The 26,897-nt window shown below is 66.2% G+C and carries 30 protein-coding genes and 3 pseudogenes; 9 read left to right on the top strand and 24 right to left on the bottom strand.

The window, feature by feature from the left end:
* Positions 1-257: 257 nt before the first annotated feature.
* Positions 258-1,004: a class I SAM-dependent methyltransferase gene (locus VX037_RS01935; protein WP_266063365.1), complete on the bottom strand. Its 747-nt coding sequence runs from the start codon at positions 1,002-1,004 to the stop codon at positions 258-260.
* 92 nt (positions 1,005-1,096) lie between these two features.
* On the bottom strand, positions 1,097-2,038 hold the full coding sequence (locus tag VX037_RS01930; protein ID WP_266063366.1) for an arabinofuranosidase: 942 nt from the start codon (positions 2,036-2,038) through the stop codon (positions 1,097-1,099).
* Between the two features lie 136 nt (positions 2,039-2,174).
* On the opposite strand from VX037_RS01930, the gene VX037_RS01925 reads away from it, so the two are divergent.
* The gene (locus tag VX037_RS01925; RefSeq protein ID WP_328713024.1) at positions 2,175-2,777 is read left to right on the top strand and encodes a class I SAM-dependent methyltransferase; all 603 of its coding nucleotides are present in this window, start codon (positions 2,175-2,177) and stop codon (positions 2,775-2,777) included.
* Positions 2,778-2,842: 65 nt separating this feature from the next.
* Here the strand turns inward: VX037_RS01925 and VX037_RS01920 are convergent.
* From VX037_RS01920 to VX037_RS01860, 13 genes and pseudogenes are all read right to left on the bottom strand, one after another.
* Positions 2,843-2,956, bottom strand: a pseudogene (locus tag VX037_RS01920) (VapC toxin family PIN domain ribonuclease); the annotation flags it as partial.
* A gap of 42 nt (positions 2,957-2,998) precedes the next feature.
* Positions 2,999-3,139, bottom strand: a pseudogene (locus VX037_RS01915) (type II toxin-antitoxin system RelE/ParE family toxin); the annotation flags it as partial.
* Between the two features lie 2 nt (positions 3,140-3,141).
* Positions 3,142-3,582, bottom strand: a complete 441-nt coding sequence (locus VX037_RS01910) for a type II toxin-antitoxin system VapC family toxin (protein ID WP_266063368.1) — start codon at positions 3,580-3,582, stop codon at positions 3,142-3,144.
* The gene (locus VX037_RS01905; RefSeq protein WP_266063369.1) at positions 3,579-3,821 is read right to left on the bottom strand and encodes a FitA-like ribbon-helix-helix domain-containing protein; all 243 of its coding nucleotides are present in this window, start codon (positions 3,819-3,821) and stop codon (positions 3,579-3,581) included. The genes VX037_RS01910 and VX037_RS01905 overlap by 4 nt, the downstream gene beginning before the upstream one ends.
* Positions 3,822-3,923: 102 nt before the next feature.
* Positions 3,924-4,085, bottom strand: a pseudogene (locus VX037_RS01900) (type II toxin-antitoxin system RelE/ParE family toxin); the annotation flags it as partial.
* Between the two features lie 38 nt (positions 4,086-4,123).
* Positions 4,124-4,492 carry a type II toxin-antitoxin system VapC family toxin gene (locus VX037_RS01895; RefSeq protein WP_266063370.1) on the bottom strand — a complete coding sequence of 123 codons (369 nt, stop codon included), beginning with the start codon at positions 4,490-4,492 and terminating at the stop codon, positions 4,124-4,126.
* On the bottom strand, positions 4,489-4,686 hold the full coding sequence (locus VX037_RS01890) for a type II toxin-antitoxin system VapB family antitoxin (RefSeq protein ID WP_235724527.1): 198 nt from the start codon (positions 4,684-4,686) through the stop codon (positions 4,489-4,491). The genes VX037_RS01895 and VX037_RS01890 overlap by 4 nt, the downstream gene beginning before the upstream one ends.
* A 405-nt stretch (positions 4,687-5,091) precedes the next feature.
* Positions 5,092-5,382, bottom strand: a complete 291-nt coding sequence (locus tag VX037_RS01885; RefSeq protein ID WP_266063371.1) for a putative quinol monooxygenase — start codon at positions 5,380-5,382, stop codon at positions 5,092-5,094.
* Entirely contained in the window at positions 5,379-5,681 is a 303-nt protein-coding gene (locus VX037_RS01880) for a HigA family addiction module antitoxin (RefSeq protein ID WP_266063372.1), read from the bottom strand. The genes VX037_RS01885 and VX037_RS01880 overlap by 4 nt, the downstream gene beginning before the upstream one ends.
* A complete protein-coding gene (locus VX037_RS01875; RefSeq protein WP_442903627.1) occupies positions 5,668-5,859 on the bottom strand; it encodes a type II toxin-antitoxin system RelE/ParE family toxin in 192 nt (63 codons plus the stop codon). The genes VX037_RS01880 and VX037_RS01875 overlap by 14 nt, the downstream gene beginning before the upstream one ends.
* A gap of 124 nt (positions 5,860-5,983) precedes the next feature.
* Positions 5,984-7,063, bottom strand: a complete 1,080-nt coding sequence (gene ychF, locus VX037_RS01870) for a redox-regulated ATPase YchF (RefSeq protein ID WP_266063373.1) — start codon at positions 7,061-7,063, stop codon at positions 5,984-5,986.
* A gap of 104 nt (positions 7,064-7,167) precedes the next feature.
* A complete protein-coding gene (locus tag VX037_RS01865; RefSeq protein ID WP_328713022.1) occupies positions 7,168-8,448 on the bottom strand; it encodes an AI-2E family transporter in 1,281 nt (426 codons plus the stop codon).
* A gap of 57 nt (positions 8,449-8,505) precedes the next feature.
* A complete protein-coding gene (locus VX037_RS01860) occupies positions 8,506-8,871 on the bottom strand; it encodes a hypothetical protein (RefSeq protein WP_287014947.1) in 366 nt (121 codons plus the stop codon).
* 119 nt (positions 8,872-8,990) lie between these two features.
* Between VX037_RS01860 and VX037_RS01855 the strand changes: the two genes are divergently transcribed.
* From VX037_RS01855 to VX037_RS01840, 4 genes are read left to right on the top strand one after another with little or no spacing between them, the layout of a single operon-like run.
* Positions 8,991-10,688, top strand: a complete 1,698-nt coding sequence (locus tag VX037_RS01855) for an Ada metal-binding domain-containing protein (RefSeq protein WP_287014948.1) — start codon at positions 8,991-8,993, stop codon at positions 10,686-10,688.
* Positions 10,689-10,743: 55 nt separating this feature from the next.
* A complete protein-coding gene (locus VX037_RS01850) occupies positions 10,744-11,286 on the top strand; it encodes a methylated-DNA--[protein]-cysteine S-methyltransferase (protein ID WP_287014949.1) in 543 nt (180 codons plus the stop codon).
* A 26-nt stretch (positions 11,287-11,312) separates the two neighbouring features.
* Positions 11,313-12,518, top strand: a complete 1,206-nt coding sequence (locus VX037_RS01845; RefSeq protein ID WP_235724536.1) for a DNA recombination protein RmuC — start codon at positions 11,313-11,315, stop codon at positions 12,516-12,518.
* A 34-nt stretch (positions 12,519-12,552) separates the two neighbouring features.
* Positions 12,553-13,713 (top strand): DUF6542 domain-containing protein, encoded by a 1,161-nt coding sequence (locus VX037_RS01840; protein ID WP_328713020.1) that lies wholly within the window; start codon positions 12,553-12,555, stop codon positions 13,711-13,713.
* Positions 13,714-13,728: 15 nt separating this feature from the next.
* Here the strand turns inward: VX037_RS01840 and VX037_RS01835 are convergent, their stop codons facing one another.
* From VX037_RS01835 to trhO, 6 genes are all read right to left on the bottom strand, one after another.
* Positions 13,729-14,313 (bottom strand): nucleosidase, encoded by a 585-nt coding sequence (locus VX037_RS01835; protein ID WP_235724538.1) that lies wholly within the window; start codon positions 14,311-14,313, stop codon positions 13,729-13,731.
* A gap of 10 nt (positions 14,314-14,323) precedes the next feature.
* Positions 14,324-15,097, bottom strand: a complete 774-nt coding sequence (locus tag VX037_RS01830; RefSeq protein WP_328713017.1) for a fructosamine kinase family protein — start codon at positions 15,095-15,097, stop codon at positions 14,324-14,326.
* Positions 15,098-16,030 carry an SDR family oxidoreductase gene (locus tag VX037_RS01825; protein WP_235724540.1) on the bottom strand — a complete coding sequence of 311 codons (933 nt, stop codon included), beginning with the start codon at positions 16,028-16,030 and terminating at the stop codon, positions 15,098-15,100.
* Positions 16,031-16,093: 63 nt separating this feature from the next.
* Positions 16,094-17,209, bottom strand: coding sequence for an N-acetylmuramoyl-L-alanine amidase family protein (locus VX037_RS01820; protein WP_372475115.1), 1,116 nt, complete (start codon positions 17,207-17,209; stop codon positions 16,094-16,096).
* Between the two features lie 164 nt (positions 17,210-17,373).
* Positions 17,374-18,432, bottom strand: a complete 1,059-nt coding sequence (locus VX037_RS01815; RefSeq protein ID WP_328713015.1) for a CobW family GTP-binding protein — start codon at positions 18,430-18,432, stop codon at positions 17,374-17,376.
* Entirely contained in the window at positions 18,429-19,313 is an 885-nt protein-coding gene (trhO, locus tag VX037_RS01810) for an oxygen-dependent tRNA uridine(34) hydroxylase TrhO (protein ID WP_328713013.1), read from the bottom strand. Before trhO ends, VX037_RS01815 begins: the two co-directional genes overlap by 4 nt.
* A 1,018-nt stretch (positions 19,314-20,331) precedes the next feature.
* Here trhO and VX037_RS01805 point away from each other — a divergent pair.
* Both VX037_RS01805 and ykgO read left to right on the top strand, forming a co-directional pair.
* Complete coding sequence (locus VX037_RS01805) at positions 20,332-20,670, top strand: histone-like nucleoid-structuring protein Lsr2 (RefSeq protein ID WP_235724543.1); 339 nt, start codon at positions 20,332-20,334, stop codon at positions 20,668-20,670.
* Between the two features lie 133 nt (positions 20,671-20,803).
* The gene (ykgO, locus tag VX037_RS01800) at positions 20,804-20,926 is read left to right on the top strand and encodes a type B 50S ribosomal protein L36 (protein WP_235724544.1); all 123 of its coding nucleotides are present in this window, start codon (positions 20,804-20,806) and stop codon (positions 20,924-20,926) included.
* Positions 20,927-20,938: 12 nt separating this feature from the next.
* Here the strand turns inward: ykgO and VX037_RS01795 are convergent, their stop codons facing one another.
* Positions 20,939-21,895 carry a glycine betaine ABC transporter substrate-binding protein gene (locus VX037_RS01795; protein ID WP_328713011.1) on the bottom strand — a complete coding sequence of 319 codons (957 nt, stop codon included), beginning with the start codon at positions 21,893-21,895 and terminating at the stop codon, positions 20,939-20,941.
* Between the two features lie 177 nt (positions 21,896-22,072).
* Here VX037_RS01795 and VX037_RS01790 point away from each other — a divergent pair, with 177 nt between their 5' ends.
* Positions 22,073-22,450, top strand: coding sequence for a VOC family protein (locus VX037_RS01790; protein ID WP_328713010.1), 378 nt, complete (start codon positions 22,073-22,075; stop codon positions 22,448-22,450).
* A 9-nt stretch (positions 22,451-22,459) separates the two neighbouring features.
* Here the strand turns inward: VX037_RS01790 and VX037_RS01785 are convergent, their stop codons facing one another.
* Positions 22,460-24,322, bottom strand: coding sequence for a multicopper oxidase family protein (locus tag VX037_RS01785; protein WP_328713008.1), 1,863 nt, complete (start codon positions 24,320-24,322; stop codon positions 22,460-22,462).
* 141 nt (positions 24,323-24,463) lie between these two features.
* Between VX037_RS01785 and VX037_RS01780 the strand changes: the two genes are divergently transcribed.
* Entirely contained in the window at positions 24,464-25,072 is a 609-nt protein-coding gene (locus tag VX037_RS01780; protein ID WP_328713006.1) for a TetR/AcrR family transcriptional regulator, read from the top strand.
* Between the two features lie 72 nt (positions 25,073-25,144).
* Here the strand turns inward: VX037_RS01780 and VX037_RS01775 are convergent, their stop codons facing one another.
* Positions 25,145-26,812 (bottom strand): ABC-F family ATP-binding cassette domain-containing protein, encoded by a 1,668-nt coding sequence (locus tag VX037_RS01775; RefSeq protein ID WP_328713004.1) that lies wholly within the window; start codon positions 26,810-26,812, stop codon positions 25,145-25,147.
* Between the last annotated feature and the right edge of the window lie 85 nt (positions 26,813-26,897).

Here is a 26,897-nt window from a genome sequence, read left to right as displayed (position 1 = left end):
TCCTGAACCCAACCTACAGAGGACTACCAGCGGCCTCCACCGGGTACGCGCAGACTCGGCCGATCATCGTGTGGAGAAAGGCAGGCAAATGGCGGTAACCGCAGGTCAGAGCGCCGGCAACAAAGCCTGCCACCGGTGCGGCAATTCTTTGGCCCCGGCACTACCAATAGTGCGTGCCGATTGCCTGCCTCCGGTCGGTGCCCCCACACGGCGTCTCGGCCGGCGCTCTGTCCGCTGCGCCGTCGGGCGAGTCCGCCTCACACGATCCCGCGCGCCGCCCAGGCGGTGGCGACCACCCGAAACGGTCCCGGCCCCAGCCGGCCCCGCGCAACACTCTCGAGTCGTGCTCGAGCGTCGGCATCCAGTCCCCGGACGTACTCACCGGCCGGTCCCACACCGAATGTGTACGGTTCCCACCATTCCTCGAAGGTGGGATGTTCGATATCGGCCGTGATGGGCTCCTCGACGACCGACCGCAGTCCGGCGTCCTCGAACAACGCGGTCAGATGACCCCGATGTGCTCCCGACAGCAAGGCCTCGTCCTCGGCGGCGGGGTCGAGCACGTGCACCGCATCCCAGAAGGGTGCCAGTGCACCGGTCGGCCCGTCCCACACGCACGCGGCGACCATGCCGCCCGGTCGCGTGACACGGGCCATCTGCCGGATTCCGCCGACCGGATCGGTCATGAAATGAACCACCAGTTGTGCCACCGCAGCGTCGAACTCGGCGTTGCCGTAGGGCAGTTCTTCGGCCGTGCCCTTCCGGACGTCGACGTCGGGGAGTCGCTGCCGAATCGCCGCGACGAACGGCGGCGAGGGGTCTATCGCCGACACCTCGGCACCTATCGAGTACAGGTGCGCCGCCAAAGCTCCTGGGCCACAGCCGACGTCGAGGACCCGCTGGCTGGTACTGACGCCGGCGAACGCCGCGAAGACGCTTGCGAGCGGCTCGGCATAGCGCCCCATGAAACGGGCGTACACCTCCGACGGAACGGCGAAACTCACCTACTCATGGTAGATCCGCAGGTCAGGTCGAGGAACCGGTCCGTCGAATGACATCCACAGAGATCGACGCCGCATGGCCCCGCCGGGAGGCATCAGGCGGGCTCGCGCATGATGCCGATATGGCGCACCGTCCCGGACAGTCGTGGCAGTGTTTTCGGCGGAGACCACGACCGCAGCCCGTCTGTGCTGTCGGAGTACAGGTACCGTCCGCTGCGGTAGGCGTCCAGATAGAGCCGCCAGGTTCCGTTGGGCAACTGGGTGAGCACCGGCCCCTCCACGTACCGACCCCAGTTCCGGGTCGGTACGAATCGATACGGTCCGGCCAGCGACGGTGCCACCGCGTGCTCGATGATCTTCGTCGTCTCGTTCTTGGTGAACGCGTGGTACGTGGCGCCGATCTTCACCACAGTGGTGTCGATGTGGTCGGCACCGATCCCGACGATCGGTACCGGTGGACTCCACACCCGCAGCGACGGATCGAGGGCGGTCATGACGTACGGAACGAAGCCGCCACCGGTCGACATCGACAGGATCACGTTGACCCGGCCGCCCTCGACGAAGAACTCCGGCGCCCACGCCTTCGTGGTGAACGGCGACAACGACGGGAGTTCACTGGAGCCGGCCGACCCCGACGAGTCCGAGCCGCTCGAACCGAACAGGCCCTTGCCGTCGCCGGTGCCGGGCAACAGTGCGCAGCACAGCGGGACCGGCCAGTTGCCGATGGGTGTCCACGACACTCGGTCCCGGCTGCGCGCGAAACCGATGTTCGCGCCATCGACCGTCGTGTAGGTGATGTAGTACCAGCCGTCGGTGTTGCGAAAGATGCTGGCATCCCGCACCCGACCGGCCGGCGGCCGGTAGGCCGACTTCCGCAGCAGCCGAAAATTCGTGGCGTCGGTCGACGTGTAAACGTCCATGTCGCGGTCGGTGGCGTTGCTGAACCCGACCATGGTGTACCGCCAGCCGGACGGCGCGGCGTGGCCGGTGCCCTGCGCCGAGACCAGCAGTCCCGCGGCAGTCAGCACGATCGTCATGAGGGAGAACACTGTTCGCCTGGTACGCATCACTGGTGCAGTATCGACGACGACACGTACACCATGCACAACTTTCGGAATAGGTGCGCGAAAATCGTCCTGACGGAAACTGTTGATCGAGGGCCGGAGACACCGTATGCAGGATGACGAGATCGGCTCACGCTATACCCAGGTCGCCGACCTCTACATCGACATGTTCGGCAGCCCGGACCGCGTGGACGCCGCCAACCGTGCCTTCATCGCCCGGCATCTCGGCAACGTCACCGGTCCGGTCCTCGACGTCGGCTGCGGCCCCGGACATCTCACGGCCCATCTCGCCGATCTCGGTGTCTCGGCACGCGGGATCGATCTGGTGCCGGACTTCGTCCACAATGCCCGATCCACCCGACCCGACCTCGATTTCGCCGTCGGATCGATGCGCGCGCTCGATGTCCCCGACGGGTCGCTGGGCGGAATCCTGGCCTGGTACCCGCTGATTCACCATGAGCCGCACGAGGTCGCCGAGATCGTCGCCGAGTTTCGCAGAGCCATGGTCGGTGGCGGCGTGCTCGTCGTCGGATTCTTCGAAGGAGACGTGGTGGAATCGTTCGACCACAAGGTCACGACCGCGTACCGCCGGCCGGTCGACGGAATGTCGGCGGTGCTGGCTGCGGCCGGGTTCGTCGAGGTCGAGCGCACGCGCCGGGCCGGCACCGATGCGGCGCGTGCACATGCGGCACTCGCCGTCCGCGCTCGGTAGCGGCCGCAGCGTCGATGCTGTGCCATGGACGGATCAATGACGCTTCAGACCACCATGTCGACCGGGAGCTGCAGCGCCTCGCCAAAATTGTCGTCGACCAGAGCCTGGGCGTCCGACGGCGCCGCTCGCGCATCGCCTGGCAACCGGGTCAGCACCGAGTACGTCTCTGTGAGGGCGTGCCGCTGAGCGCGAGAGGGCGGCCGATGCGAGACCGGACCGCCTCATGGGAACCTCAGCACTCCGTCTCTCCAGGTGAAGCAGATCCGCCACTGGTCATCGACGCGAATACTGTGCCGTGCCCTGCGGTCACCACCTAGACGCTCAAGCCGATTGCCCAGCGGATTCCGTAGATCCGTCAGAGCCGTCACAACGAAGCCGCATGTTCCTCACCTGTCCACGGGTTGACAAGCGCAACCCCGGAGTGGATGAAGCCCTTCGTGTTGCGCGTCGCGCAGACCGCATCCCGGGATCGGCAGATAGCCGCGATCTGTGCGTCGCCAGTTGCGATCGACAAGCCGGCAGCTTCACGTGCGGCAAGGATGTCAGCGTAACGGGGAGCTACCTCAGCATCGAACGCGATGACCGCCCCCGCGTCCCGATTCGGCAGGACTGCGGCCTCAACCAGGGACGTGAGTTCTTTCTTCCGTCGGCCATCAGGCAGCCTACGCAGCCCTGCCAGCAGTTCCGCGAGAGCGACCGCGGTGATCGCGACATCATCAGCCAGCGATTCCAGCCACGCGACGACGCGGGCGTCCGGCTGAGGTCTCAACACCTCGAAGACGACGTTGGTGTCGAGGACGATCACGAGAAGTCGACAGCTCGCGCGAAGTCCGCCCGCTCATACACCACGAGTTCATCAACACCGCCGACCGACCGCCCCGCCTGCAAGAGCGCCAGGCCGATGTTCGGCCGCGTGGCTGCGTTGGTCAGGATCTCCCGCACCTCGGCCTCCATGGAACGGCCATGCTCCTTTGCCTGAGCGGCGATCCGGGCTTTGTCGGACTCATCGAGCCCACGAACGACGATGGACGCCGCCTCAACCACCTCCCCAAAATGATTGCATCAAAGATAGCGCTGGGGTACGAGCCGTGGCAGGCGATTCATTCCTCCATGAGAACTTCCCCGGGATGGATCGGCGCGATCTTGTCAGTGATAGTCACCGATCTCCACCTCCTCCAGCCCAGTCTCCGCCCAGACGAAGCAGATTCGACACTGGTCATTGTTTCTGATGCTGCGTTGTCCCGCCCGATCACCTTTCAGCGCTTCGCGCCGGTTCCCGGGTGGGACCCTGAGGTCGTCGAGCGACTCTAAACCTGAACTCGACCGGATCACGCGACCAATGAACATCACTCGACCGCGGCATCCACCCCGGCCTCCACGGACACCGCACTCAACCGCTTGTCCCGTGTCCACAGCCGCGCGCCATCGACAAGAAGCACTGAGCCCAGCAGCCCAGCATCGACTGGACTCAATCCGCGACCCCAGAGTCGCCGGGTCTCGACGAGATGTAGCAGCTCCACATGAGTGAGAACGGGAAACTGGACGAGATTGCCGAGAAGGTCGATCACTGCCTCCCGGTTCGCGATCGATCCCATTGCGAGTTCCTCGACGACCATTGGGTGACAACTGATCTCACCGTCCCCGAGGAGAGCGGTCAACCGTTCGTTCTTGGTATGCAGATGGTCGATCCAGACCGACGTATCAACGAGGATCATCCGACCGACGAACGGCGACGCGGAGCAGCCGCGGCCGTAGGATCGGTGCCTCCAAGCGCAGCGAGGCGACGCGCACTCTCCATGCGGATCAACGCCTGCAACCCCTCGCGAATGAGCGCCGCTCTCTCATGAACCCCGGTCAGCTCGGCCGCCTTCGCCAGAAGCTCGTCGTCAAGGGTCACCGTCGTGCGCATGCCGCATCTCCAATCGCATCAAACGATGTCGTTGATGATGCCATGGGATCGGTATTCCCGCACGTGACCCGGCCAGCCGAGATTTCCGGTGCTCACTGGAACCGATGTTCATTGCGACCATTCAACGACGGCGACGCTTCGCTGATCATCACGGACGCGCGACATTTCCGAGGGTCGCGCGCCGTGAACTGCACGTGGAACCCGAGAATGAGGCTTCCTGGCGCACCGCCGAGAGTTGCGGATTCGACCGAGAGGGATTGCTGCGCAGCTGGCAGCACGTTGGGACCGAACGCCGCGACACGTTCATCTACAGTCGACTCGCCGAGCACGCCGTGAGACGTTGCATCGGCACTCGACTAGACGTTGAACCGAAACTCGACCGGTTTGCGCGACCGATAACGTGCGTCAGCCGCCTTCCCCGATCGTGACCGAGTACCGGCGTTCTATGTCGACCGTGGCGCGGCCCCACTCGCTCTCCGCAACTCGACCCTGGTGGAAGGCAAACGCGGACTCGTCGGCAAATCTCTCGGCAACCCGCCAGACCAATGGATCGTTGGTCCGGTCGACATCGAAGGACAAGCAACCCGGCTCGCATCGGGTCAGTTCGAGGTGACGGCGCAAGTGCCGTTCGACAACGTCAGCCTCGTTGAAGTTCGCACAAACGAGATGACCCGTAAGGACGACCTCGCCCGTCATGCCGACTGCAGCGGAATGATCGCATCAATCTGCTCGGCGGCACGGTCCTCGGCGAGGTCAAGGTCGTAATGCGACTGCAAATTGAGCCAGAATTGAGCCGACGTGCCAAAGTACTTCCCGAGTCGCAAGGCCGTGTCAGCGGTGATCGCACGCTTGCCGTGCACGATCTCGTTGATGCGGCGCGGAGGCACACCGATTGACACTGCCAACCTGTTCTGCGTGATGCCGAAACCCTCGATGAAGTCCTCCATGAGGACTTTCCCGGGATGGATCGGCGCGATCTTGTCAGTGGTAGTCACCGATCTCCACCTCCTCCGGCACAGTGTCCGCCCAGACGAAGCAGATTCGACGCTGGTCATTGTTTCTGATGCTGTGTTGTCCCGCCCGATCACCTTTCAGCGCTTCGAGCCGGTTCCCGGGTGGGACCCTGAGGTCGTCGAGCGACTCTGCCGATCCCACCTGACGAAGTTTGCGCAGCGCGACCCGATGAATCCGCGGATCGAGCGAGCGAGCGCGTTCACGACGCCACAGGCGTTCGGTGTCCTTGGTTGCCGAACGACCGGATCACGCGATCAGAATATACCGCTATGCGTTAATAACGCTAGACGTTAAATCTGAACTCGACCACGTCTCCGTCGGCCATCACGTAGTCCTTGCCCTCCATACGCACCCTGCCGGCGGCCTTGGCGGCAGCCATCGTGCCGGCGGCATCGAGGTCGTCGAAGGACACGATCTCGGCCTTGATGAAGCCCTTCTCGAAGTCGGTGTGGATCACGCCGGCCGCCTTCGGTGCGGTGTCGCCACGGTGGATGGTCCAGGCGCGCGACTCCTTGGGCCCCGCCGTCAGGTAGGTCTGCAGCCCGAGGGTGTGGAAACCGGCGCGGGCCAGCGAACGCAGGCCGGGTTCGTCCTGCCCGATGGAGTCGAGCAGTTCCTGCGCGTCCTCCTCGTCGAGTTCGAGGAGTTCGCTCTCCACCTTGGCGTCGAGGAACACCGCGTCCGCCGGGGCCACCGAATCACGGAGTTCCTGTTTGCGCGCGTCGTCGGTGAGGACGGACTCGTCGGCGTTGAAGACGTAGAGGAACGGCTTGGCGGTCATCAGATGCAGTTCCCGGACCGCCGACAGGTCGAACGAATCCTTCTGGGAGAACAGCGTCTTGCCCTCGTTCAGGATCTCCTGGGCCTTCTGCGCAGCCGCGACCGTCTCGGCGAGGTCCTTGTTTTTGCGGGCATCCTTCTCCATCCGCGGCAGCGCCTTCTCGATCGTCTGCAGGTCGGCGAGGATCAGTTCGGTCTCGATGATGCCGATGTCGGCGAGCGGATCGACGCGGCCGTCCACGTGCACGACGTCATCGTCGGCGAAGACGCGCACCACTTGGCAGATGGCGTCGGCCTCGCGGATGTTGGCGAGGAACTGGTTGCCCATCCCCTCCCCCTCAGACGCCCCCTTGACGATGCCGGCGATGTCGACGAACGACACCGTGGCGGGCAGGATGCGCTCGCTGGAATGGATCTCGGCCAGCCGATTGAGGCGCGGATCGGGCAGTTCGACCACGCCGACGTTGGGTTCGATGGTGGCGAACGGATAGTTGGCCGCCAGCACGTCGTTGCGGGTCAGTGCATTGAACAGGGTCGACTTGCCGACGTTGGGAAGCCCGACGATTCCGAGGGTGAGACTCACGGGCGTCCAGTCTATCGGCATCGGGATCGAACGTCGGCGAGGGCACCGACGGGACTCGCACCCGCACCGCGATTCCCTTGGCGGGATTGCGGGTTCTGTCGGCGCTACTTCTCGGTGGAGGTGCCCGGATCGTCGATGGGCGCGTCATCGGCGGGTTCGTCGTCGGGGACGCCGACGTGCGCGGTGACCGGCGTGCTGTGCGGCGGCAGGGCCTCGCCGGCACGTTCGGCAATCTGCTCGTTGAGATAGCGCAGCACCACGGCCAGTGCCGCGGCGGCGGGCACCGCGAGAAACGCGCCAGTGATACCGAAGAGGGTGCCGCCCAGGGTCACCGACAGCAGCACGATCACCGCATGCAGATCCATCGACTTCGACTGCAGCCACGGCTGCAGCACATTCCCCTCGAGCTGCTGCACCGCCAGGATGATGCCGAGCACGATGAGCGCGGTGGTCAATCCGTTGGACACCAGCGCGATCAACACCGCCAGCGCGCCGGCCACGAACGCACCGACGATCGGGATGAAGCCGCCGAGGAACGTGATCACCATCAGCACCGCGGCGAGCGGTACACCGAGGATGAACAGCCCGGCACCGATCAGCGCCGCGTCGACGAAACTGACGATCGCCTGCGTGCGGATGAAGCCACCCAGGGTGTTCCACATCCGTAGGAGCACCTCGCCGATGTGTGCGCCCGAGGGCCTGCCGACGGTCCGGTCGAGCCAGGGTAGGAACTTCGGACCGTCTTTGAGGAAGAAGAACACCAGGATCAACGTGGTGAACAGGGTGACGAGAATAGACGTCGCGGTCCCGACGCCGCTGAACACACCGGCAGCGATCGTGGACGCGCTCGATTGCAGTCGCTGGACCACCGTGTCGACGATGTTGTTGAGCTGCTCGTCCTGGACGTTGAACGGTGGACCCTGAACCCAGTCCTGCAGCTGCCGCACACCGCCGGTGGCGCGAGATGCGAATTCGGGCGCCTGATCCACGATCGACGGCACGATCAGACTGATCACGCCGGCCAGCACCCCGAGTCCGAGCAACATCATCACCAGCGCGGCAACCACTCCCGGGACACCGCGATTGCGCATCCAACGCGCCGGCGGCCACAGCACCGTGGAGACGATGATCGCGAAGAGCACCGGCAGCAGGATCACCCAGAGCTTGCCGATCACCCAGAGCAGTACCCAGAACGCCGCGACGACCAACACGAACTGCAGGCTCACGATCGACGTGGAGCGCAGTCCTGCCAACACGACCTGGACCCGGGTGGGATGCGACTGCGCCGGTAGCGTCGAGGTGGCGGAGTGCGTTGCGTCGGGATCGGGCGCACCCGATTCATCTGTCACGCCCAAATGGTCACACACTTGCCGGGCACACGACATGAACCGATGACCAAGAGTCGCACCGCGCCGCGTTCCCGTGCACCCTCCGGGCGTGGATCAGTGTCGCTTCAGTTTGCGCTCGAGGTACTTGACGAGTTCGTTCATCGCCTCGAGTTCCACGATGAGCGGCGACGGCGGTGGGAGCGCACCGTCCGGGCGGGCAGAGTCGGAACGGGCCGGGTCGTCGTCACAGTGTCCATCGATCGCCGCTTCACGCCGCTCCGGCATGCTTACCCGGGACTGATCACGTCGTGCCCGTTGAGGGCGCACCCGCTCGTGTGATACCTCCTCCCGTGCACATTCGCGTTGGATGGTCTCGGGCCCGTAAAGAGCCATCATGATCTCGAGCCCCCACGCAGGTAGTTCAGCCAAGGCGGGTTCGTGGTCACGTCGTCGTTGACGGCCACCGAACAGAGCGGTCATGAGCCATATCGTGCCAGCATTTGTTATCTGCGTCACTATTTTCTGGTTATTACGATGAACCAGATCGCCATGTCTGATTCCCGCCAGGATCGCACCGCCGACCGTGTCAGAGTGGATGCGTGACCACCACGATCGACTGTGCCGGCGCTCTCGATTTCGACAGCTGCTATCGCGCGGTCTCCGCACGCGACAGCCGGTTCGACGGCCAGTTCTTCATCGCCGTGCACACAACCGGGATCTACTGCCGGCCGTCGTGTCCCGCCCGGACCCCGCACCGACAGAACGTGCACTTCGTGTTGACCGCAGCAGCCGCTCAACAGCAGGGATATCGCGCGTGTCGCCGCTGCGCACCCGATGCCGTGCCCGGCTCACCGCGATGGAACACCCACGCCGACCTCTCCGCGCGGGCCATGCGGCTCATCGCCGACGGCGCCCTCGAACGCGGCGGCGTAGAGGAACTGGCCGCCCGTCTGGGCTACACATCCCGTCACCTCACCCGAGTGCTCACGGCCGAGCTCGGCGCCGGCCCGCTCGCGCTGGCCCGCGCCCACCGTGCGGGCACCGCGCGCGTGCTGATCCAGCGCACCGCAATGTCGATGGCCGACATCGCGTTCGCGTCCGGCTTCCGCAGTGTGCGGCAGTTCAACGACACCATCCGCGACGTTTTCGGTCTCACTCCGTCGCGCATGCGGTCACTGGGCGCGCCCGCGGCCGCCGGCCGCCCGTGCGCCATCGGCGAGGTGTCGCTCCGGCTTGCATATCGACCCCCACTGCACCTGCCGTGGTTACGTTGGTTTCTCGGTGCCCACCTGGTCGCCGGTCTCGAGACCATGTGGACCGGCAGTGACCCGTACGAGTGGCGGCACAGTCGCGCAGTCGACCTTCCACACGGCCCCGCTCTGGCCACCATCGAACCCGCCCCCGCACATGTCAACGTGCGCATCGAGCATCTCGACATGCGGGACCTGGGCGTCGCAGTCAACCGGGTTCGACGACTGCTCGACCTCGATGCCGACCCGCTCAGTACCGACGAGGCACTCGGCGCCGATCCCGACCTGGCCCGCCTGGTACGTACTGCTCCGGGGCTGCGCGTCCCGGGAACCATGGACTCCGCCGAAACTCTGATACGCACGATGATCGGGCAACAGATCAGTGTGGCGGCGGCGCGCCGTCATGTGGATCGGTTGGTCGACGAGCTCGGCCGCCCCGCGCCGTGGACATTGCGAGACGACTCGCTTACGGGGGTGGACCTTCGTGACGCTCGCAAGCTCGCTCCTCCAGGACCAGACGACGCCCGCACGCTCACTCCTCAGCGACCAGATGACGCTCGCACGCCCGCTCCTCCGGGACCAGGTGACGCCCGCAGGTTGTTCCCCACGCCGGCGGCGATCGCCGAGCACGGTCACACAGTCCTGGCCGGCCCACGTCGCCGCATCGACGCGATTGTGTCGACTGCAGCCGTGCTCGCCGACAACCGGATCGATCTGCACCCGGGCCGCGGTGCCGCCGACCTCCGCGCGGAGCTGTTGACGCTGCCCGGAATCGGCCCGTGGACCGCCGACTACGTGACGATGCGCGTGACCGGGAACCCCGACATCATGCTCGACCACGATCTCGTGGTGCGACGCGCCGCCGCCGACCTCGACCTGGACCTCCAGCACGGCCACACCGCATGGTCGCCGTGGCGTTCGTATGCGTCGATGCATCTGTGGCGATCCCGATTGTCGGTGTCTGAGCCGATACTGGGTGACCAGACAGCGGACACGTCGATGTTGCCGAAGGATTCCATGCGGCCCCCTCACCGAGATCGCGGATGACGCGATCGATACCCGCTCGGCCGGGCCAACCGGTCGGCACTCTCGAAGGAGCACCATGACCGCAACCATCTCCCCCACCCACTCCGCGACGACGACGGCACGCCGGGCCTCGGTCTCGACCCCCGATGGCACCTTCACGGTGATCGCCGACGACGCCGACCGTGTCCTGGCATCGGGCTGGACCGAGGATGCGGATTACCTGATCGACCTCGTCCATCGATCGATCCGCCCCGTCGCTGTACTGCACACCGAGTCCCTCGGAACCGTCACCGACGCCGTCGACGCCTATTACGCCGGTGAGCCGACGCGACTCGATGCCATCGAGGTCCACCAGCGATCGGGGCCGTTTCTGGGTCGGGCCTGGCCCGTGCTGCGGACGGTCGCCCCCGGCAAACCGGTCAGTTATGCACAACTGGCCGAACTCGCCGGCACCCCCACCGCGATACGCGGCGCGGCGGCCGCCTGTTCGCGCAACGCCGCCGCATTGTTCGTCCCGTGTCACCGGGTGCTGCGCAGCGACGGCTCGCTCGGCGGGTTCCGGTACGGGCTCCCCGTCAAGCGGTCGTTGCTCACGCGCGAGGGATACGCGACGGCCTGAGCGGTTTGTCGTACCCGTCGGCCACGATGGCGGCCATGAACATCTCTGTGGTGGCCGGCGTCATCGCCGGACTGATGGTCGGGCTGGTGATCGGATGGTTGGCGAGTGCGTCACGTTCCACCGCCGCACTCGCCGCCGCCCGCGCCGAACTCGATTCCGTGCGGTCCGCGCAGGATCTGACGGCGCGCGCGCTGTCTTCGGCCTCCGAGGACGCCGCCCGACGTCAGTCCTCGGCCATCGGCGGGCAGGTGGCTCACATCATCGACCCACTGCGCGGTCTGCTGGCACAAATGTCCGAGGAACTGCGCCGAACCGAGCATCACCGGATCAACGCCTACGCAGGTCTCAGCGAACAGGTGCGCGGTATGCATGCAGCGTCGGCACAACTCACCGACCAGACCCGGGCGTTGACGAATGCCCTGCACACGCCGCAGATCCGAGGGCGGTGGGGTGAGGTCCAGCTCGAACGTGTGGTGGAGCTCGCAGGCATGTCCCGGCATTGCGACTTCGCCACGCAGGTGGGTGCCGACGGCACCGCAGGCTCGGTCCGGCCGGATATGGTGGTCCACCTCGCCGGAGGGCGCACCATCGTGGTGGACGCGAAAGTACCGCTGCACGCATATCTCCGTGCTGTCGACACCGACGATCCGGACGAGATCGCGCGGCTGCACACCGAACACGGCCGCGCGTTGCGCAACCACATCACCCAGCTGGCGTCCAAGGCCTACTGGTCGGCCTTCGACAACACGCCGGAGATGGTGGTGCTGTTCGTGCCGAGCGACCCGGTCCTGGAGGCCGCGGTCCGGGCCGAGGGGGACCTGATCGAATTCGGCTTCACCAAGAACGTGGTGCTGACCACTCCTGCCACCCTCGTCGCGCTTCTGCGCACCGTCGCCCTCGGTTGGCGCCACGACGCGATGGCCCGCGACGCGGCGACCATCCACCAACTCGGGACCGAACTGCACCATCGACTCGGCGGGGTGCTCGGCCACCTCGACCGGCTGGGTGGCTCGCTGCGTCGTGCGGTGGAATCGTTCAACTCCACCGTCGGCGCGGTGGACGCACGAGTAGGGGTCACAGCCCGCAAATTGGCCGAACTCGACGCTCTGCAGGGTGAGGCCGAACACACCGGACCGACGCCCATCGACATCACGATTCGCAGCGCTGGAGGCGTGCGGACCAGCGCAGACTCCCCCAACGACGACCAATGGGCAACATCACCCGGCGGTTAACGGATTTCTGCGGTCGACCCGGTACCGTCTAGATGTGTCTTCTGCCCAACAGCGTTCAGCGGTGCCGCTGGATCAGCAGTCCGTGCTGCCCACGGTCCGCGGAGTTCCCTGGTGGGGCGCCGTGTTGGTGGCCACGGTCATTGCCGGCATCGGAGCAGCGATCGACGCGAGCAATACCGACGGGCTCGGTGCCGTGTTCAAGTTCTGCTACCTGGTCGGATGTGTGAGTGCCGCACTGGCCGTCCGGCGCCGGGCCCTGTTCACCGCCGCGGCGCAGCCTCCGTTGATCGCATTCCTCGTCGGGGTCATCACCCTCTACGGGTTGAACGCCGAACAGGCGTCGTCGGGCCTCAAGAGCCTGATCTTCCAGGTGCTGCTGCCGATCGCGAACGACTTCCCGTGGATGGCGCTGACCTTCCTCGTCACGTTGGGTCTGGTGGTGGCCCGCTGGTACCTCACCCGAGATCGAGCCGCAGGCGACAAGAAACGACCCAGCGGCCCGGCGCGGCCCGCTGCTGCCAACGGCGCGAAGAGGTCATCCACCCGGACCGCCGGTCAGAGGCGGAGCAGCGCGAGGGCAGCGAAGGACACAGCCAGGTCGCAGTCCGGAACATCGAAGTCGGCAGCATCGAAGTCGGCAGCATCGAAGTCGGGGGCACGCGAGTCGGGGGCACCCGAGTCGAGCCGACCGGCCCCCGGCACGTCGAACACCACGCAATCGCGTGCGGCGCAATCTCGTGCGTCTCGACCAGGCACTCCGCCGGAAGGCGCCGACCGGTCGCAACGTTCAGCGGCTGCCAAGGCGTCGCGATCGGCAAAGCCCAGCTTGCGTCCGGACGACCCCACCCGTGACAGCGTCAGCCGACCCGACGCCACCGCGCGCACCGAACAGAGCCGGGTCAGCGCTACCGGCCCCACACGCAACGGCCACACACGCAACGGCGCCGTCCCGAACGGACGGCGTTCGACCGCCGGCGCGGTCTTCAGGGCCGGCGCGGGCGAGCAGATCGACGCGGTCGACGAGGTGATCGCGCCGGTGGCCGCACCCGCGCCCGCAACCACCGCGACGGCAGGCGAGGTCGCCGCGCGCGGACGCGTCCGCCCGGCCGCGGACGAGTATCCACGGTACGAATCGGCCACCGGACGAGCCCCGACCGCGCAATATCGGTCCACGCGCGCCCGCAACCGCGGCTGATCGCCGGGTCGGCGTTCAGCCGATCGCAGCAGCCCCCGCACACCACTCGCCGAGCCGGCGCGCCGCCGCGTCGACCACCGATGGCCAGTCCATCGCCGACTCGTCGGCGGCATCGCTGACGATCTTGACCATGCGGCATGGGATGCCGAAATCGGCGGCGACATGTGCCACCGCAGCACCCTCCATGTCCACGAGGTCGGCGTGGCGGGCGAGGACGTCGCGGCGCACCGGATCGGCCACGAATGTGTCGCCCGAGGCCAGCACCGTGCCGTCCCCGTCGGGCAGCTCCCACCGGTCGACCAGCGGGTAGCCCATCGCGCGCAACTCCGTTGCGGATATGTCGTGTTCGATCACGACCGATGGGAAGAAGATGCCGGTGTGTTGGGCGCGCAGCGCACCTGCCGTGCCGATACTGATCAGTTGCCGAATCGGTTGTCGGCCGTCGCGCTCGGCCTCCACCAGCGCCCGGGTCAGCGTGGTCGCCGCGCGCACCTTGCCGATTCCGGTTACGAGCACGCGGGCGTCGGCCGGTAGGTGGTGCGCCTCGGCGCGCGTGGCGGCCACCAGCAGGGTCGAACGATCGAAGGGGTCTGTCGTCACGCAGCAGAACTTAGCGGGCCCGCTGGGCAAGCGCGACACACGTGCGGGCGGCGCGGCCCAACGCGCTGCCGTAGGAGGGACCGTGACCGGCCGCGTGCACGGCCAGCGGGTGCAGTTGATGAAGTGGCACGCGCTGCTCCCATCCCGGCCGCAATGCATGTGTGTCGTGATAGCCGGTGATGACGACGTCGAGATGCGGACAACCGAAGAGCGCCAGCATCGCCAGATCGGTTTCGCGGTGGCCGCCGTGCGCAGCCGGATCGATCAGCACCACACCCGACGAAGTCCAGATGACATTCCCGTTCCACAGATCGCCATGGATACGGGCCGGCGGATCCGTGTCGTCGAAGGCACCGGCGGCGATCAACTCGCAGGCGTGCCGCGTGGCTGCGGCATCGTCGGATCGCAGATTGCCGGCATCGATGGCCGGCGCCAGGTACGGCAGCACTCGTTCCGCGGCGTAGAACTCCCCCCACCGATCATGGGTGTGCGAACTCAGTCGGCGCTCACCGATGTACTGCTTGCCGGTATGCCCGGCGGGCGGCGTGCCGAACCGGGGTGCCCCCGCGTCATGCATGCCGGCCAGCGCGGCGCCGAATTCTCGGGCGGCGTGCACGGTCGGTGGGGAGGAGTCGAGGTGGGCCAACGCGATGAAGTCGTCGCCCACATCGAGGACGTCGACGACCGGACCGCCGCCCTCGCGTAACCATCGCAGACCGGCCGCCTCCGCGCGGAAGAAGTCGCGATCGACGTCGGTACGTTGCTTGCGGTGTGTCGTCGGCATCTACGGTGTCGCGTCGGAGCCGTCGGGGGCGCTGGTACGGGAGCTCGACTCAGGCGAGCTGATCCGGGCCAGACGGTCGAAGCGGTCGTTGGCCACACGCATGACGATCTCGTAGGGCAACGCGAACTTGCGTGCCCACCAGTAGCCGAAGCGGACATCGAACGAGGTGTAGACGAGGAAACGGTTGCGCCGCACACCGGCCAGGATCGCCTGGGCGGCCTTTTCCGGACTCACCGCGACCTTGTGGAAATTCGCCACCGCAGCTTTGACACGAGGATCGGTGCGGTCGACGCCCACGATGTCCACGGTGTCCACCAACGGTGTGTCGACACCGCCCGGGCAGACCAGTGACACGCCGATGCCGTGGCGTCGCAGGTCGAAACGCAGGACCTCCGACATGCCCCGCACCCCGAACTTGCTGGCGCTGTACGCCGCATGCCACGGGAAGGCCAACAGCCCCGCCGCCGACGACACGTTGACCAGGTGCCCACCGGCACCTCGCCGGATCATCTGTGGCACAAAGCTCTCGATGACGTGAATGGGACCCATCAGGTTGACGTCGACCATCGTGCGCCAGTGTCGGTGTTCGAGGTTGTCGACCGTGCCCCACGCGGAGACGCCGGCGATGTTCATCACGACGTCCATCACGCCGACCTCCGCGTCGACCTGACGAGCGAATGTCGACACCCACTGATGATCGGAGATGTCACCGGCCTGGTGATAGACGACCTCGCCACCGGAGGTGTTGATGCGCTTGACCACGTCGTCGAGCGCATCGGCGTGCAGGTCGGTCAGCACCAGCTGTGCACCGTCGCGGGCGGCCGCTTCGGCGGTGGCGCGCCCGATCCCGCTGGCGGCACCGGTGATCAGGACCGTCCGGCCGCCGAGCGTGGGTACCGGCGTCTTCATCACGAGCAGGTCCTTGATCCCCATGGCCCCACCATAGTTGCGGTGCGCCGTCGCGGGTGGGACCTGCGAGGATCTGGGTGCGGGGCGTCAGCCGACCGGCAGATCGCCGTCGAAGAGGCCGTAGACGATCGTCAGCATCGCCTTGAGGACCTGCGCGGAGACGTCCTGTCCCTCGCCGAGCAGCAACTGCACCACCTCGGCGGGGTCCTCGGTGGCGAGCAACTGCTGCACGAACGGGATGACGATCTCCAGTCCCTGCTCGCCGTCGGTCGGCTCCGGGGTGGTGCTGGTCGGCGAGGCCGTGGCCCCGGGCGCAGCACCGGTCGCCGCCGGCGGATCGGCCGGTGTGGTGGCGGCGCCGCGCACATAGTTGAGGATGCCGTCGGTGATGGCCATCGCGTACTTGAGCTGGCCGTCCTTGCCCGACAGCGCCGCAGCCTCTTGGGGATTGGACAGATTGCCCATCTCGACGAAGACCGCGGGCACCTTGGTCAGGTTGACCGCCGCAATGTCCGACCGCGTCTGCAGGCCGTTGTCGACCCCGGCGTAGTTCGCGGCCGGGAAACCTGCCTTGACGAAGGCGTCACGCATGGTTTCCGACGCCTTGCGCCCTTCACCGCCCTGAACCCGGTTGACGGTGGCGTCCGGCACCGGCAGTGACGGCACGATCATGTGGAAGCCTTTTTTCGAGGCGTCCGCGCCGGCGGTGGTCGAGTCGGCGTGGAGACTGACCGCGACGGCCGCACCCGACCGACTCGCGGCATCAGCACGCTCGTCGATACAGCCGCCCCACCCGGTGTCGTCGGGCCGGCTCAGCACGACCCGCGCCCCCTGGCTCTCCAGACCCGCCTTGACGAGCTGCCCGATATCCCAGTTGACGGTGTGCTCCCGGGCGCCGTTCACCCCGGTGGCGCCGCTGGTCTGGCAGTCCTTCTTACCGCCCCTGCCGTCGGGCACCTGCGCGTTCAGGTCGTGTCCGGCAGCGCTGCCCTGGTGCCCCGGATCGAGGAAGACCGTTTTGCCGGCCAGCGCGTTGCCGGTCGGCGCGGGAGCAGGTGCTGCCGAAGCCACTGGGGTCGTCGCCGACACGGCGCCGGCGGTCAGTGCCAGCGCCGACATCGCGGCGACGACGAGTCGACGCCGACGACGCGGTGTGGCCCGCCGGACGGCGGTCGGGCGGGACGTGATCTCGGGGTATGTCATGCGTTGCTGGGTCATCGCTACATCGGGCGTCGGCCGGCCGAGACCGGGAACCGCCGCCACACTCCTTCCAAGACGCAACACTGGCCACATCAGTCACAGTTGTAACAAGTGAAACAGTCTGTCGTCCAGATGGGAAATCCGCGACCTGGGCTGACCGCAAACCGTTAGTGAGCTGTGACCAGGTGCCGGGTGACACTGAGGATGCCGTTGGGGTCGGGTTGCCCGTCGTCGACGAGTGCTTGCAGACGACGATCGACCAGGTCGGCGTCCATGTCGGTACCGATGGCGACCAGGGTCGACACCCTCGGCCGACCACCCCAGGTCTCGCGCTGCACGCGGACGAATCCGCCCACCGCGTGCACGACGAACCGCTGTCGGTGACCGGGAACGTCGAACGACACCACCCCTTTGATCCGGTAGCAGCCGGCCGGTGGTCGTTCCAGGAATTCGGCGAGCCGACGCGGCTGCAACGGCGCCTCGGAAGTGAACTCCACCGAGGTGAACGCGTCGTGAAGGTGTCCGTGCCGGCCAGCGTCGTCATGGGCACGTGGCTCGTGTGCACACTCGTCGAGCAGTTCGTCGAGGGTCAGTTGCCGACTGCGCACCCGGTCGTCCTCGACGTCTCGCGGGAGCACGTCGAACAACGCGGTCGGGTCGATCCCGCCCTCGGTGGTCACCACCAGCGGTGCGGTGTCGTTGACAGCCCGTATGTCGGCCCGGATCCGGGTGAGTTCGTCGTCACCGACCAGGTCGGACTTGTTGACCACCACCAGATCGGCGATCTCCACGTGCCGGTCGATCTCCGGATGCCGGGTGCGGAGCGAACTCCCGGAGGCGGCATCGACGAGATACACCAGTCCGCCATAACGCAGTCGCGGGTCGTCGAGTTCGGTCACCATCCGAACCAGCGTGCGGGGTTCTGCAATGCCACTGGCCTCGATCACGATCGCATCGATGGCTGCCCGCGGCCGTAGCAGCCGCGCCAACGCATCCTGCACACCGTCGGCATCGACGGCACAGCACATACACCCGTTCGACAGACTCACAGTGCTGTCGGCCTGACCCGCGATCAACATCGCGTCGACGTTGATCGACCCGAAATCGTTGACCAGTACCCCGATGCGAGCGCCGCCGGAGTTGCGCAGCAGGTGATTGAGCAGCGTGGTCTTACCCGAACCGAGAAAGCCCGCGACCACGATCACAGGCACCGTCGAGCGGGTCACGGGGCCGATCGCTCCACCTCAACGGTGCCCATCTCCTGTCGGCAATCGGCACACAGGACCGCGAGCTCTCGCCCCAGTATGTCGGGATAGTTCGCCACCTCGTTGGTCGGCGACGCACATCGCGCGCAGGTACCGACGATGGCGGCGTGCTCGGAGAAGTCGACGGTCATCCGGCTGTCGAAGACGTAGAGGGAACCCTCCCAGAGGCCGTCGTCACCGAACTCCTCGCCGTAGCGCACGATGCCGCCGTCGAGCTGATAGACCTCGCGAAACCCACGCGCCCGCATCAATCCGCTGAGCACCTCACAGCGCACGCCACCGGTGCAGTAGGTGACGACGGGACGGTCCTTGAGGTGATCGAACCGCCCGCTGTCGAGCAAGGGGACGAAGTCGCGGGTCGTCTGGGCGTCAGTGACCACCGCGCCGGAAAAGCGTCCGATCTCGGCCTCGATGCGATTTCGACCGTCGAAGAACACGACGTCCTCGCCACGTGCGGCCACCAGGTCGTGGACGTCGCGCGGGGACAAGCGCGCCCCACCGTCGACGACCCCGTCCTCGGCGGTCACCCTGACCTCCTCGGGCACACCGAAGGTGACGATCTCCGGCCGAACCCGGACGCTCAGACGGGGAAAGTCCTCGCCGGTGCCGTCGGACCATTTCATGTCCGCGGCAGCGAAGGCCGGATAGGAGCGGGTGGCCCTCACGTAGCGTTTGACCTGCCTGATGTCGCCACCGACGGTGCCGTTGATGCCGTGAGGTGACACGATGATCCTGCCGCGCAGGCCGTGTTGCTCACACAGCGCCTGCTGCCAGAGACGAATCGCCTCCGGGTCGGCCAGCGGGGTGAATTGGTAGAACAACACGATCTTGGGGGTCGACACAATGCAAGGGTACGGACACCTGCGCCGCAGCTCGCTACAGCTGCCCGGCACCCTCGTTCTCGGCGCATTCATGCTTGCATCGGCCACCGGATGCGAAATCTCTGCCGACACCGGTCCGTCGGAGATCGTCTTGCCACCGACCGACGTGTTGTCGACCCAATCGGAAACCAGCATCGCGACCACAAGTGCCACGCCTCTTGTCGAGGACACCGCCGGCCCGCCGCTGCCCGATTGGACGATCGGTCGACTGATAGCCCTTGCGCCCCGCGTGGACAATGCCAAGTATCACCAAGGGTCCCAAACACCGGATTCCGCACTCGAGGACACTTCCGGCTTTCACTTCTCACCCCCGGACCGCAGTGTGAACTGCTCGACGATAGCCGCGGACACCGCGACGTTGGCGTGCCGACTGAACACAGAAATCCCGAACTCGGCCGCAGCGGTCACTCCTGACGGGTGCGACGGCGAGAACAATCTGATCGCTCTGACTCCACAAGGAACAGACCTGGCAGCCTGTTCCGACCGCAATCCGGTTCTCTACCGGAGCACAATCGTCGACTACGGTCACACGATTTCGATTTCGAGATTTTCCTGTCTCGTCGAGACCGCGGGCATGTTCTGCGTCGAATCCCGCTCGGACAATGGATTCGCAGTCACTCCAACGGGTTTGACGGAAATCGAGGCGTCAGATCGAGCGCCTGCAGAACTTCTCGGTATACCCGAATCACGCGCCGGGTCCGCGTCGGCCACACCTGACACGGACGGTGATACACCGATGGACTCGACGACGTCGCCCCGCGTGGTCCCGACCCCCTGACCGCGCCGGTGGTAATGTCCGCAGCGATTATTCACATACATCTGAGAATGTGGGCGTTTCTCAGGGACCGCTTATTTTCTGACCGCTAGTATGTGACCATCGAAGAATGCGCAACAATGCTGCGCGGGACAGTCATCGGCACGTTGGTCATCCAATCCACCCGAGGACACATTGTCACGACGAGGAAAGACGGAGTTCACTATGGCGAAGAAAGAAATCGTCCAGGTCATCGACGACATCGACGGTAAGGTTCTCGAGGAGTACGAGACCGTGCGGTGGTCACTCGATGGAAAGACCTACGAATTCGACACATCGGCAAAGCACGCGGCACAGTTCCGTGATTCGCTGGCCAAATACATCTCTGTTTCCCGGGTCACCTCGGCAGCACGCGGCGTAAAACGTGCAGCTCCGGTGTCGGCCGGACGCAGCAAAGAGCAGACGAAGGCAATCCGTGATTGGGCGACGCAGAATGGATACGAGGTCAGCGATCGCGGCCGCATCCCGCTCAATGTCATCGAGGCTTTCGAAGCAGCGCACTGACATATCCCGACCCGCACTACCGCCGGCGCCACCGATGGGGCGTCGGCGGTAGTGCGTTGAGGTCCGACTCGCAGCCGCGAGCAGCACCACACTGGGATTCTAAATGACAACGATTATCGTTTACGATAGAGCGATGAAGGTACGCAACTCAGTCCGATCCCTCAAGAAGCGCCCCGGGGCCCAGGTGGTCCGCCGACGGGGACGAGTGTTCGTCATCAACAAGAAGGAACCCCGGTTCAAGGCTCGCCAGGGCTGAGTCCGACGGTCCTCACCCCAAGGTCCCGCGGACGAGTCGATCGGCGAAGTCGGGGTGCGCGCCGAGCCATTCGACGACGGCGCCGTCGGGGTCGGACCGATCGTGACGTGCGACCATCAGGTACTCGAGATCGGTGAGTTCGGCATCCGACAGGATGAGATTGGCGAACATCTGCGCGGCCTTCGGTGCGGTGCCTGCGAATCCCTCCGTGGCGAAGCTCCAGATTCCCTCGGTGCCGCCCAACGCGCCCAGTGGATCATCGAGGTCGCGGATGTCGAACTCCGCGTAGGCCCAGTGCGGCCGCCAGAGCGTCACCGCTATGTTGCGTTCATCGACGATCGCCTGCTGCAGGGACCCGAGCATGTCCGCCGTCGAGGAACTGCGAAAGGTCAGATCGCCCAGACCATATTCCGGGATGGCCCGGTCGGTGACCAGCAATGTCTCACCGGCGCCTGGCTCGATGCCGACCAACGTGTCGTCGTAGGCATCGCTCATGTCCTTCAGATCGGCAATCGACCGGGCCGGAGACGAACTGTTCACCGCGATGGTCAAGGTCGCGTCGTCGTACCAGCAGCCCAGCGATTCCAGCTGGGCTCCGTGTCGATTGACATAGGAACTATGCGTCGTCGGCAACCAGACGTCGGGGATGACGTCGATGTCCCCGTGTGCCGTCGCCGAGAACCCGGCCTGCACGTCCACCGTCTTCACCTGTACGCCGTAGCCGTTCGTCGCGAGGACGTTTTTCATCAGGTAAGCGGCAGCGACAGATTCGTCCCAACCGACGAACGCGCCGATGATGATGTCGCGATCCCCCACCGGCTCCGCCGTCGCATCGGCGATGCGGTCGGACACCGAGCACGACGAGAACCTGCTTGCCACATCGTCTTCCGGACCGCCACCGCATGCGGCCAAGGTCAACGTCGCGACCACCACACCCGCGACGGCTCGCCACCACCTTCGTCGCACCATCGCGTCCCACCTCGGGTCACCAGTGGCCGGAGCCGTCAGTATCCATGGGGCACTCCCGATGCTGAGTTGGCCTCGAATGCCAACGGTCACATGGTACCCCCGCAGCGAGACCGGCCGCTCCCGTCTCGCCGCAGGCAATCAGCTGCCCGCACCGCGCGTACGGCCTAACCTGAACCCATGATCACCGCCATGCACACGTTGATCTACTGCGATGACCCCGAGGCCGCACGCGCCTTCTTCCGCGATGTGCTCGGATTCCCCTACGCCGACACCGGCGGGGGCTGGTTGATCTTCCGGACCGGCCCCAGCGAGTTGGGCGCACATCCGAGCTCGTGGGAGTACCAGGGCACGACCGGCGGCACCGATCAGCGCTTCGACGTCTCCTTCATGTGCGACGACCTCGCCACGACCATGGCCGACCTGTCGGCGAAAGGCGCACAGTTCGTCGGCGAACCCGTCGACGAACCGTGGGGTGTGACCATCGGCGTCACGGTGCCCGGCGCAGGGCAGATCACGATCTACGAACCGAAGTACGATCCACCCGCCCTCGGGTGAGCGCGAACCTCACGACACCACTCGGTAGCGCAGCATCATGTCGTGGTCTTCGTGATCGAAGATGTGGCAGTGCCAGACATATCCCTGTAGATCCTTGGTCACCATGCCGTGCACCGGCGTGGCTGCGGCGTGGCGGTGCTGTCCCGATGCGGATGGCGCCACCGCATGTCCACCCGACGGCCGGGTCCACGATTGTGTCGGATCGGAGGAGAAGATCGCGTCCGGATCGAACCCGAGCTCGTCGGCCGTCGGGAACCGCACGACAATCGAGGTGACGTGGCCACCGACGGCGTGCACCGTGTCCTTCCAGCCGGCCTCCCACGCGGCCGGACCGCGCATCGGTCCGGCGTAGAACGCGCTCGGATCCGGAGCCCAGCGAGTACCGATCGGAGGTTGCGGATTCGCGGCTTGATACGCGACGGTGCGCAACGGCCGACGCCCCAGGATGCGGAACATGACCAGGTGCAGATGAATCGGATGAGGGTCCGGGGTGATGTTGATGATGTCCCAGCGCTCCGTTGTGCCCGCGCGCGGCTTCTCGATCTGCGGATCGGCGTAGCGCAGATTGTTCAACGACATGATGGCCGGCGGGACGCGCAGCTCGTAGGGCTGCGAGACGCTGACGTGCCGGACCCGCTGTGGTGTCGCGATCGGCGGGATGCGGGCCGGTTGTCCCCGACCGCCGCGCAGCGTCGTCGGTACCGGCCGTCGGTCACCGCGGTCGGCGCCTGCTACGAACCGGCAGAACCGGGACATCACGACCTCACCGAGCATGGCCGCCTGAAACGGTGGTGCCAGGTCGTTGCACAGTTCCACCGTCTCCCCTGGCGCCAGCGAGCTGAAATCGACGAGCAGATCAAAACGCTCCGCCGGCGCCGCGGCGAATGAGCGAGTCCGAACCGGCGCGTTGAGCAGACCGCCCTCGTTGCCGATCACCCAGAACGGCATGCGGTTGGAGAAGAACAGATTCCAGACCGAGAACGACGCCGCGTTGATCAGTCGGAACCGGTACAGCCCGCGATCGACCGTCATCGTCGGCCACACCTTGCCGTTCACCAGACCGCGGTCACCGACCGCGCCACCCTCCCACATACCCTGCGGCACAACCGGTGTCGAGCGCAATGACTGATGCCCGTCCACGCGGAAGATCTTCTCCTGCAGAATCAACGGGATCTCGTGTTCGCCGGCCGGCAGGCCCAGCGGATTGCCCGATGTCCCCGTGTCGTGGCCGTCGCGCAGAAAATACATCCCGGCCAGGCCGGCGTAGACGTTGGCACGCGTGATCGCCATCGCGTGGTCGTGATACCAGAGGTGCCCGGCTTCCTGGCGGTTGGGGAACTCGAACACTGCGGTGCCGTGGTGGGGCAGCATCAGGCGCTCCGGGTTACCGTCGAACTCCGGCGGAGTGACCCCGCCGTGCAGGTGCATCGAGGTGACGGGTTGGCCTCGATAGCGTTCGGTCACTCCGTGCAGCGAGGTGTCCAGATCCGCCGCGAAGATGTGTTCGGCGAGTTCGCTGCGATAGTGCACAGTGGTCTGCTCACCGACATACGCCTCGACGGTGGGGCCCAGGTATGGCTCGTCGTTGTAGGCCATCGTCGGCACCCTCGGCTGATCCCGGTGGAATCTGGTGCTCGTGGTGCGCGCGACGATCTCGATCGGCTGCGTCGGCGATGAGGTGATGGTGCTCGGCACCGACATTTCGTCGACGTACTTGACCATCTCCGGCGAATGGAAGATGGTGGGCAGCTTGATCGGTGGCGCCGGATCGGCACCTGCCGGCCCGGCACCGACGCGCCCCACCAACACCCCCGAGGCAGCGGCCGACGCTGCCCCCCACAGGAATCGACGACGATTCATCCTCTGGCCCATTCGGTTCCCCCCTGCTCGGCCACGTCGAGACCGATGAACCATACCATCGGTATGGTGTGGCGCCATCCCGTGTCCGGTCCGCCCGGGCGTTGCCTCGGTCGCGACCATCACCTGCGTCGGTCTGAGAGAATCGACCGACCGATGACCAGCTCCCGCCGCACCAGACGTCTCAGCGCCACCGACTGGGTGGACGCTGCGTTGGCACTGGTCACCTCCGACGGTGCGCATGCGGTCACCATCGCCCGTCTGTGCACGACGCTGAAGGTCACGAAGGGCAGCTTCTACTGGCACTTCGACGACCTCGACGCACTGCGAGAGGCCATGGCGGTGCGCTGGCAGACAATGAACCGTCAACGCGTCGCCGACCTCGAAGCCTTGTCCGAGCTGCCGCCCGACGAGCGTCTCGCCGCGCTGTCGACGATGCTGGTCGGCGACGACCATCTGACGGTGGAGCGCGCCATCCGGAGTTGGGCGCGCAGCAACGACGAGGTCGCGCACACGGTTCGCAGCATCGACGAGGAAATCTTCGCCGCGGTCGATGCCACCCTGCGCGAACTCCAGCTGAGCCCGCGCCGAGCCCGCGTGTTGGCCGGGCTGCTGGTGTACGCCGGAATCGGCTACATCCACGGCCACGAGGGGCTCCCGCGCATTTCTGCGCAGGACGTGCAGCACACACTTCCCGGGCTGTTGTCGTTCACCGCCGGGCAGCAACCGACCGAGACAGACCCGGACGGCTCGCCGGATCACTGAGGCAACAATGCCGAGTTCCCCGCACAACTCGTGGTCCCGCACAGCGCGCATCCGTCGGCGGACGCAGCCGGCTCAGCGCTCGGTGACAACGCCTCCAGCGACATGCCACACGCGATTCGTACGCACTGTGGAGAGCATGCGCCGATCGTGGGTGACCAACAGCAGCGCCCCGTCGTACGACTCGAGCGCGGACTCCAACTGTTCGATTGCCGGGAGGTCGAGGTGGTTGGTGGGCTCGTCGAGCACCAGGACATTGGTGCCGCGGGCCTGAAGCAACGCCAGCGCCGCCCGGGTGCGCTCCCCCGGCGACAGATCGTCCACGCTCCGCCCGACATGGTCGGCTCGCAGTCCGAACTTTGCCAGCAGCGTGCGGACCTCGGCCGAGGTGTACTCCGGCACGAGCTCGCCGAATCGATCGACGAGCGGTGCGGCGCCGGCGAATCGGCCCCGCGCCTGGTCGATCTCGCCGATCGCGACATTGGTGCCGAGCTGCGCGGTGCCCACGTCGGGGCCGATCACGCCGAGCAGCAGTCTCAGCAGGGTCGATTTGCCCGCGCCGTTGGGTCCCGTGATTCCGATGCGGTCGCCGGCATCGACTTGCAACGACACTGGCCCGAGCGTGAAATCGCCGTGTCTGACGACCGCATTGTTCAGCGTCGCCACCACTGAACTCGACCGGGGTGCGGCCCCGATCGTGAACTCGAGAACCCATTCCTTACGCGGCTCGACGACCTCCTCGAGACGTGCGATCCGACTCTCCATCTGCCGGACCTTCTGTGCCTGCTTCTCACTCGACTCGGTCGCCGCGCGGCGTCGGATCTTGTCGTTGTCGGGCGCCTTGCGTATCGCGTTCCGGGTGCCCTGGGAGGACCACTCACGTTGGGTCCTCGCGCGCGCCACCAGGTCCGCCTTCTTCTCGGCGTACTCCTCGTACTCCTCGCGCCGATGCCGCCGTGCGACCTCACGCTCTTCCAGGTAGCTCTCGTATCCGCCGCCGTAGACAGTGTTGGTGTGCTGTGCCAGATCGAGTTCGACGACCCGGGTCACGCTGCGCGCCAAGAATTCCCGATCGTGACTGACCAGCACCACCCCACCCCGCATGCCGCCGACCAGGTCCTCCAGCCTCGCGAGCCCGTCGAGATCGAGATCGTTGGTCGGTTCGTCGAGCAGGACGATGTCGAACCGTGAGCACAGCAGCGCAGCCAAGCCGACCCGCGCGGCCTGGCCACCCGACAGGACGTCCATCAGGACTGCGCCTGGTTCGACGGCGTCGACGTCGAGGCCCAGATCGGCCAGTACGCCGGGCAACCGGTCGTCGAGATCGGCGGCGCCGGTCGCAAGCCAGTGATCGAGTGCGGCGGCGTAGACGTCGGCGGGATCGTCAGGTCCGGGTGATGCTGCCGGATCGTCGGCGAGCGCAGCCGCCGCGACGTCCATCGCCGCAGTGGCCGCGGCGCACCCGGTTCGGCGCGCGACGTACTGCGCGACGGTCTCCCGCGGGACGCGCTCATGCTCTTGCGGCAACCAGCCGACGAAGGCGTCGGCCGGTGATCTCGTCACCGAACCCGCAAGAGGCGCCAGCTCGCCGGCCAGCACCCGTAGCAGCGTCGACTTGCCGGCGCCGTTGGCGCCGACGACCCCGACCACGTCACCCGGTGCGACCGTGAGATCGAGGTGGTCGAACAGCACACGGTGGGCATAGCCGCCGGAGACATCCTTGGCGACGAGAGTGGCGGTCATGGGCACCATCGTCGCACTCGTCGTCGAACACCGAGACCCCGACGGGATCGGCTGCGAACGACTGAACAATCGGTGAACCCCCTTG

This window comes from Gordonia sp. Z-3 (genome assembly GCF_036233855.1).
In the GTDB taxonomy this organism is placed as follows: domain Bacteria; phylum Actinomycetota; class Actinomycetes; order Mycobacteriales; family Mycobacteriaceae; genus Gordonia; species Gordonia tangerina.
Note: the sequence above shows the minus strand (reverse complement) of the source record. Positions and strands in the feature narration are given on the sequence as shown.

Excerpts from the sequence above, each read along its gene's own strand:
- VX037_RS01930 (WP_266063366.1), bottom strand. The coding sequence starts at position 2,038 with ATGACGATCGTGCTGACTGCCGCGGGACTGCTGGTCTCGGCGCAGGGC.
- VX037_RS01925 (WP_328713024.1), top strand. The coding sequence starts at position 2,175 with ATGCAGGATGACGAGATCGGCTCACGCTATACCCAGGTCGCCGACCTC.
- VX037_RS01895 (WP_266063370.1), bottom strand. The coding sequence starts at position 4,492 with ATGATCCTCGTTGATACGTCGGTCTGGATCGACCATCTGCATACCAAG.
- VX037_RS01890 (WP_235724527.1), bottom strand. The coding sequence starts at position 4,686 with ATGCGCACGACGGTGACCCTTGACGACGAGCTTCTGGCGAAGGCGGCC.
- VX037_RS01885 (WP_266063371.1), bottom strand. The coding sequence starts at position 5,382 with ATGACGGGCGAGGTCGTCCTTACGGGTCATCTCGTTTGTGCGAACTTC.
- VX037_RS01865 (WP_328713022.1), bottom strand. The coding sequence starts at position 8,448 with ATGTCGTGTGCCCGGCAAGTGTGTGACCATTTGGGCGTGACAGATGAA.
- VX037_RS01860 (WP_287014947.1), bottom strand. The coding sequence starts at position 8,871 with ATGACCGCTCTGTTCGGTGGCCGTCAACGACGACGTGACCACGAACCC.
- VX037_RS01850 (WP_287014949.1), top strand. The coding sequence starts at position 10,744 with ATGACCGCAACCATCTCCCCCACCCACTCCGCGACGACGACGGCACGC.
- VX037_RS01845 (WP_235724536.1), top strand. The coding sequence starts at position 11,313 with ATGGCGGCCATGAACATCTCTGTGGTGGCCGGCGTCATCGCCGGACTG.
- VX037_RS01830 (WP_328713017.1), bottom strand. The coding sequence starts at position 15,097 with ATGCCGACGACACACCGCAAGCAACGTACCGACGTCGATCGCGACTTC.
- VX037_RS01825 (WP_235724540.1), bottom strand. The coding sequence starts at position 16,030 with ATGGGGATCAAGGACCTGCTCGTGATGAAGACGCCGGTACCCACGCTC.
- VX037_RS01820 (WP_372475115.1), bottom strand. The coding sequence starts at position 17,209 with ATGACATACCCCGAGATCACGTCCCGCCCGACCGCCGTCCGGCGGGCC.
- VX037_RS01805 (WP_235724543.1), top strand. The coding sequence starts at position 20,332 with ATGGCGAAGAAAGAAATCGTCCAGGTCATCGACGACATCGACGGTAAG.
- ykgO (WP_235724544.1), top strand. The coding sequence starts at position 20,804 with ATGAAGGTACGCAACTCAGTCCGATCCCTCAAGAAGCGCCCCGGGGCC.
- VX037_RS01795 (WP_328713011.1), bottom strand. The coding sequence starts at position 21,895 with ATGGTGCGACGAAGGTGGTGGCGAGCCGTCGCGGGTGTGGTGGTCGCG.
- VX037_RS01790 (WP_328713010.1), top strand. The coding sequence starts at position 22,073 with ATGATCACCGCCATGCACACGTTGATCTACTGCGATGACCCCGAGGCC.
- VX037_RS01785 (WP_328713008.1), bottom strand. The coding sequence starts at position 24,322 with ATGGGCCAGAGGATGAATCGTCGTCGATTCCTGTGGGGGGCAGCGTCG.
- VX037_RS01780 (WP_328713006.1), top strand. The coding sequence starts at position 24,464 with ATGACCAGCTCCCGCCGCACCAGACGTCTCAGCGCCACCGACTGGGTG.
- VX037_RS01775 (WP_328713004.1), bottom strand. The coding sequence starts at position 26,812 with ATGACCGCCACTCTCGTCGCCAAGGATGTCTCCGGCGGCTATGCCCAC.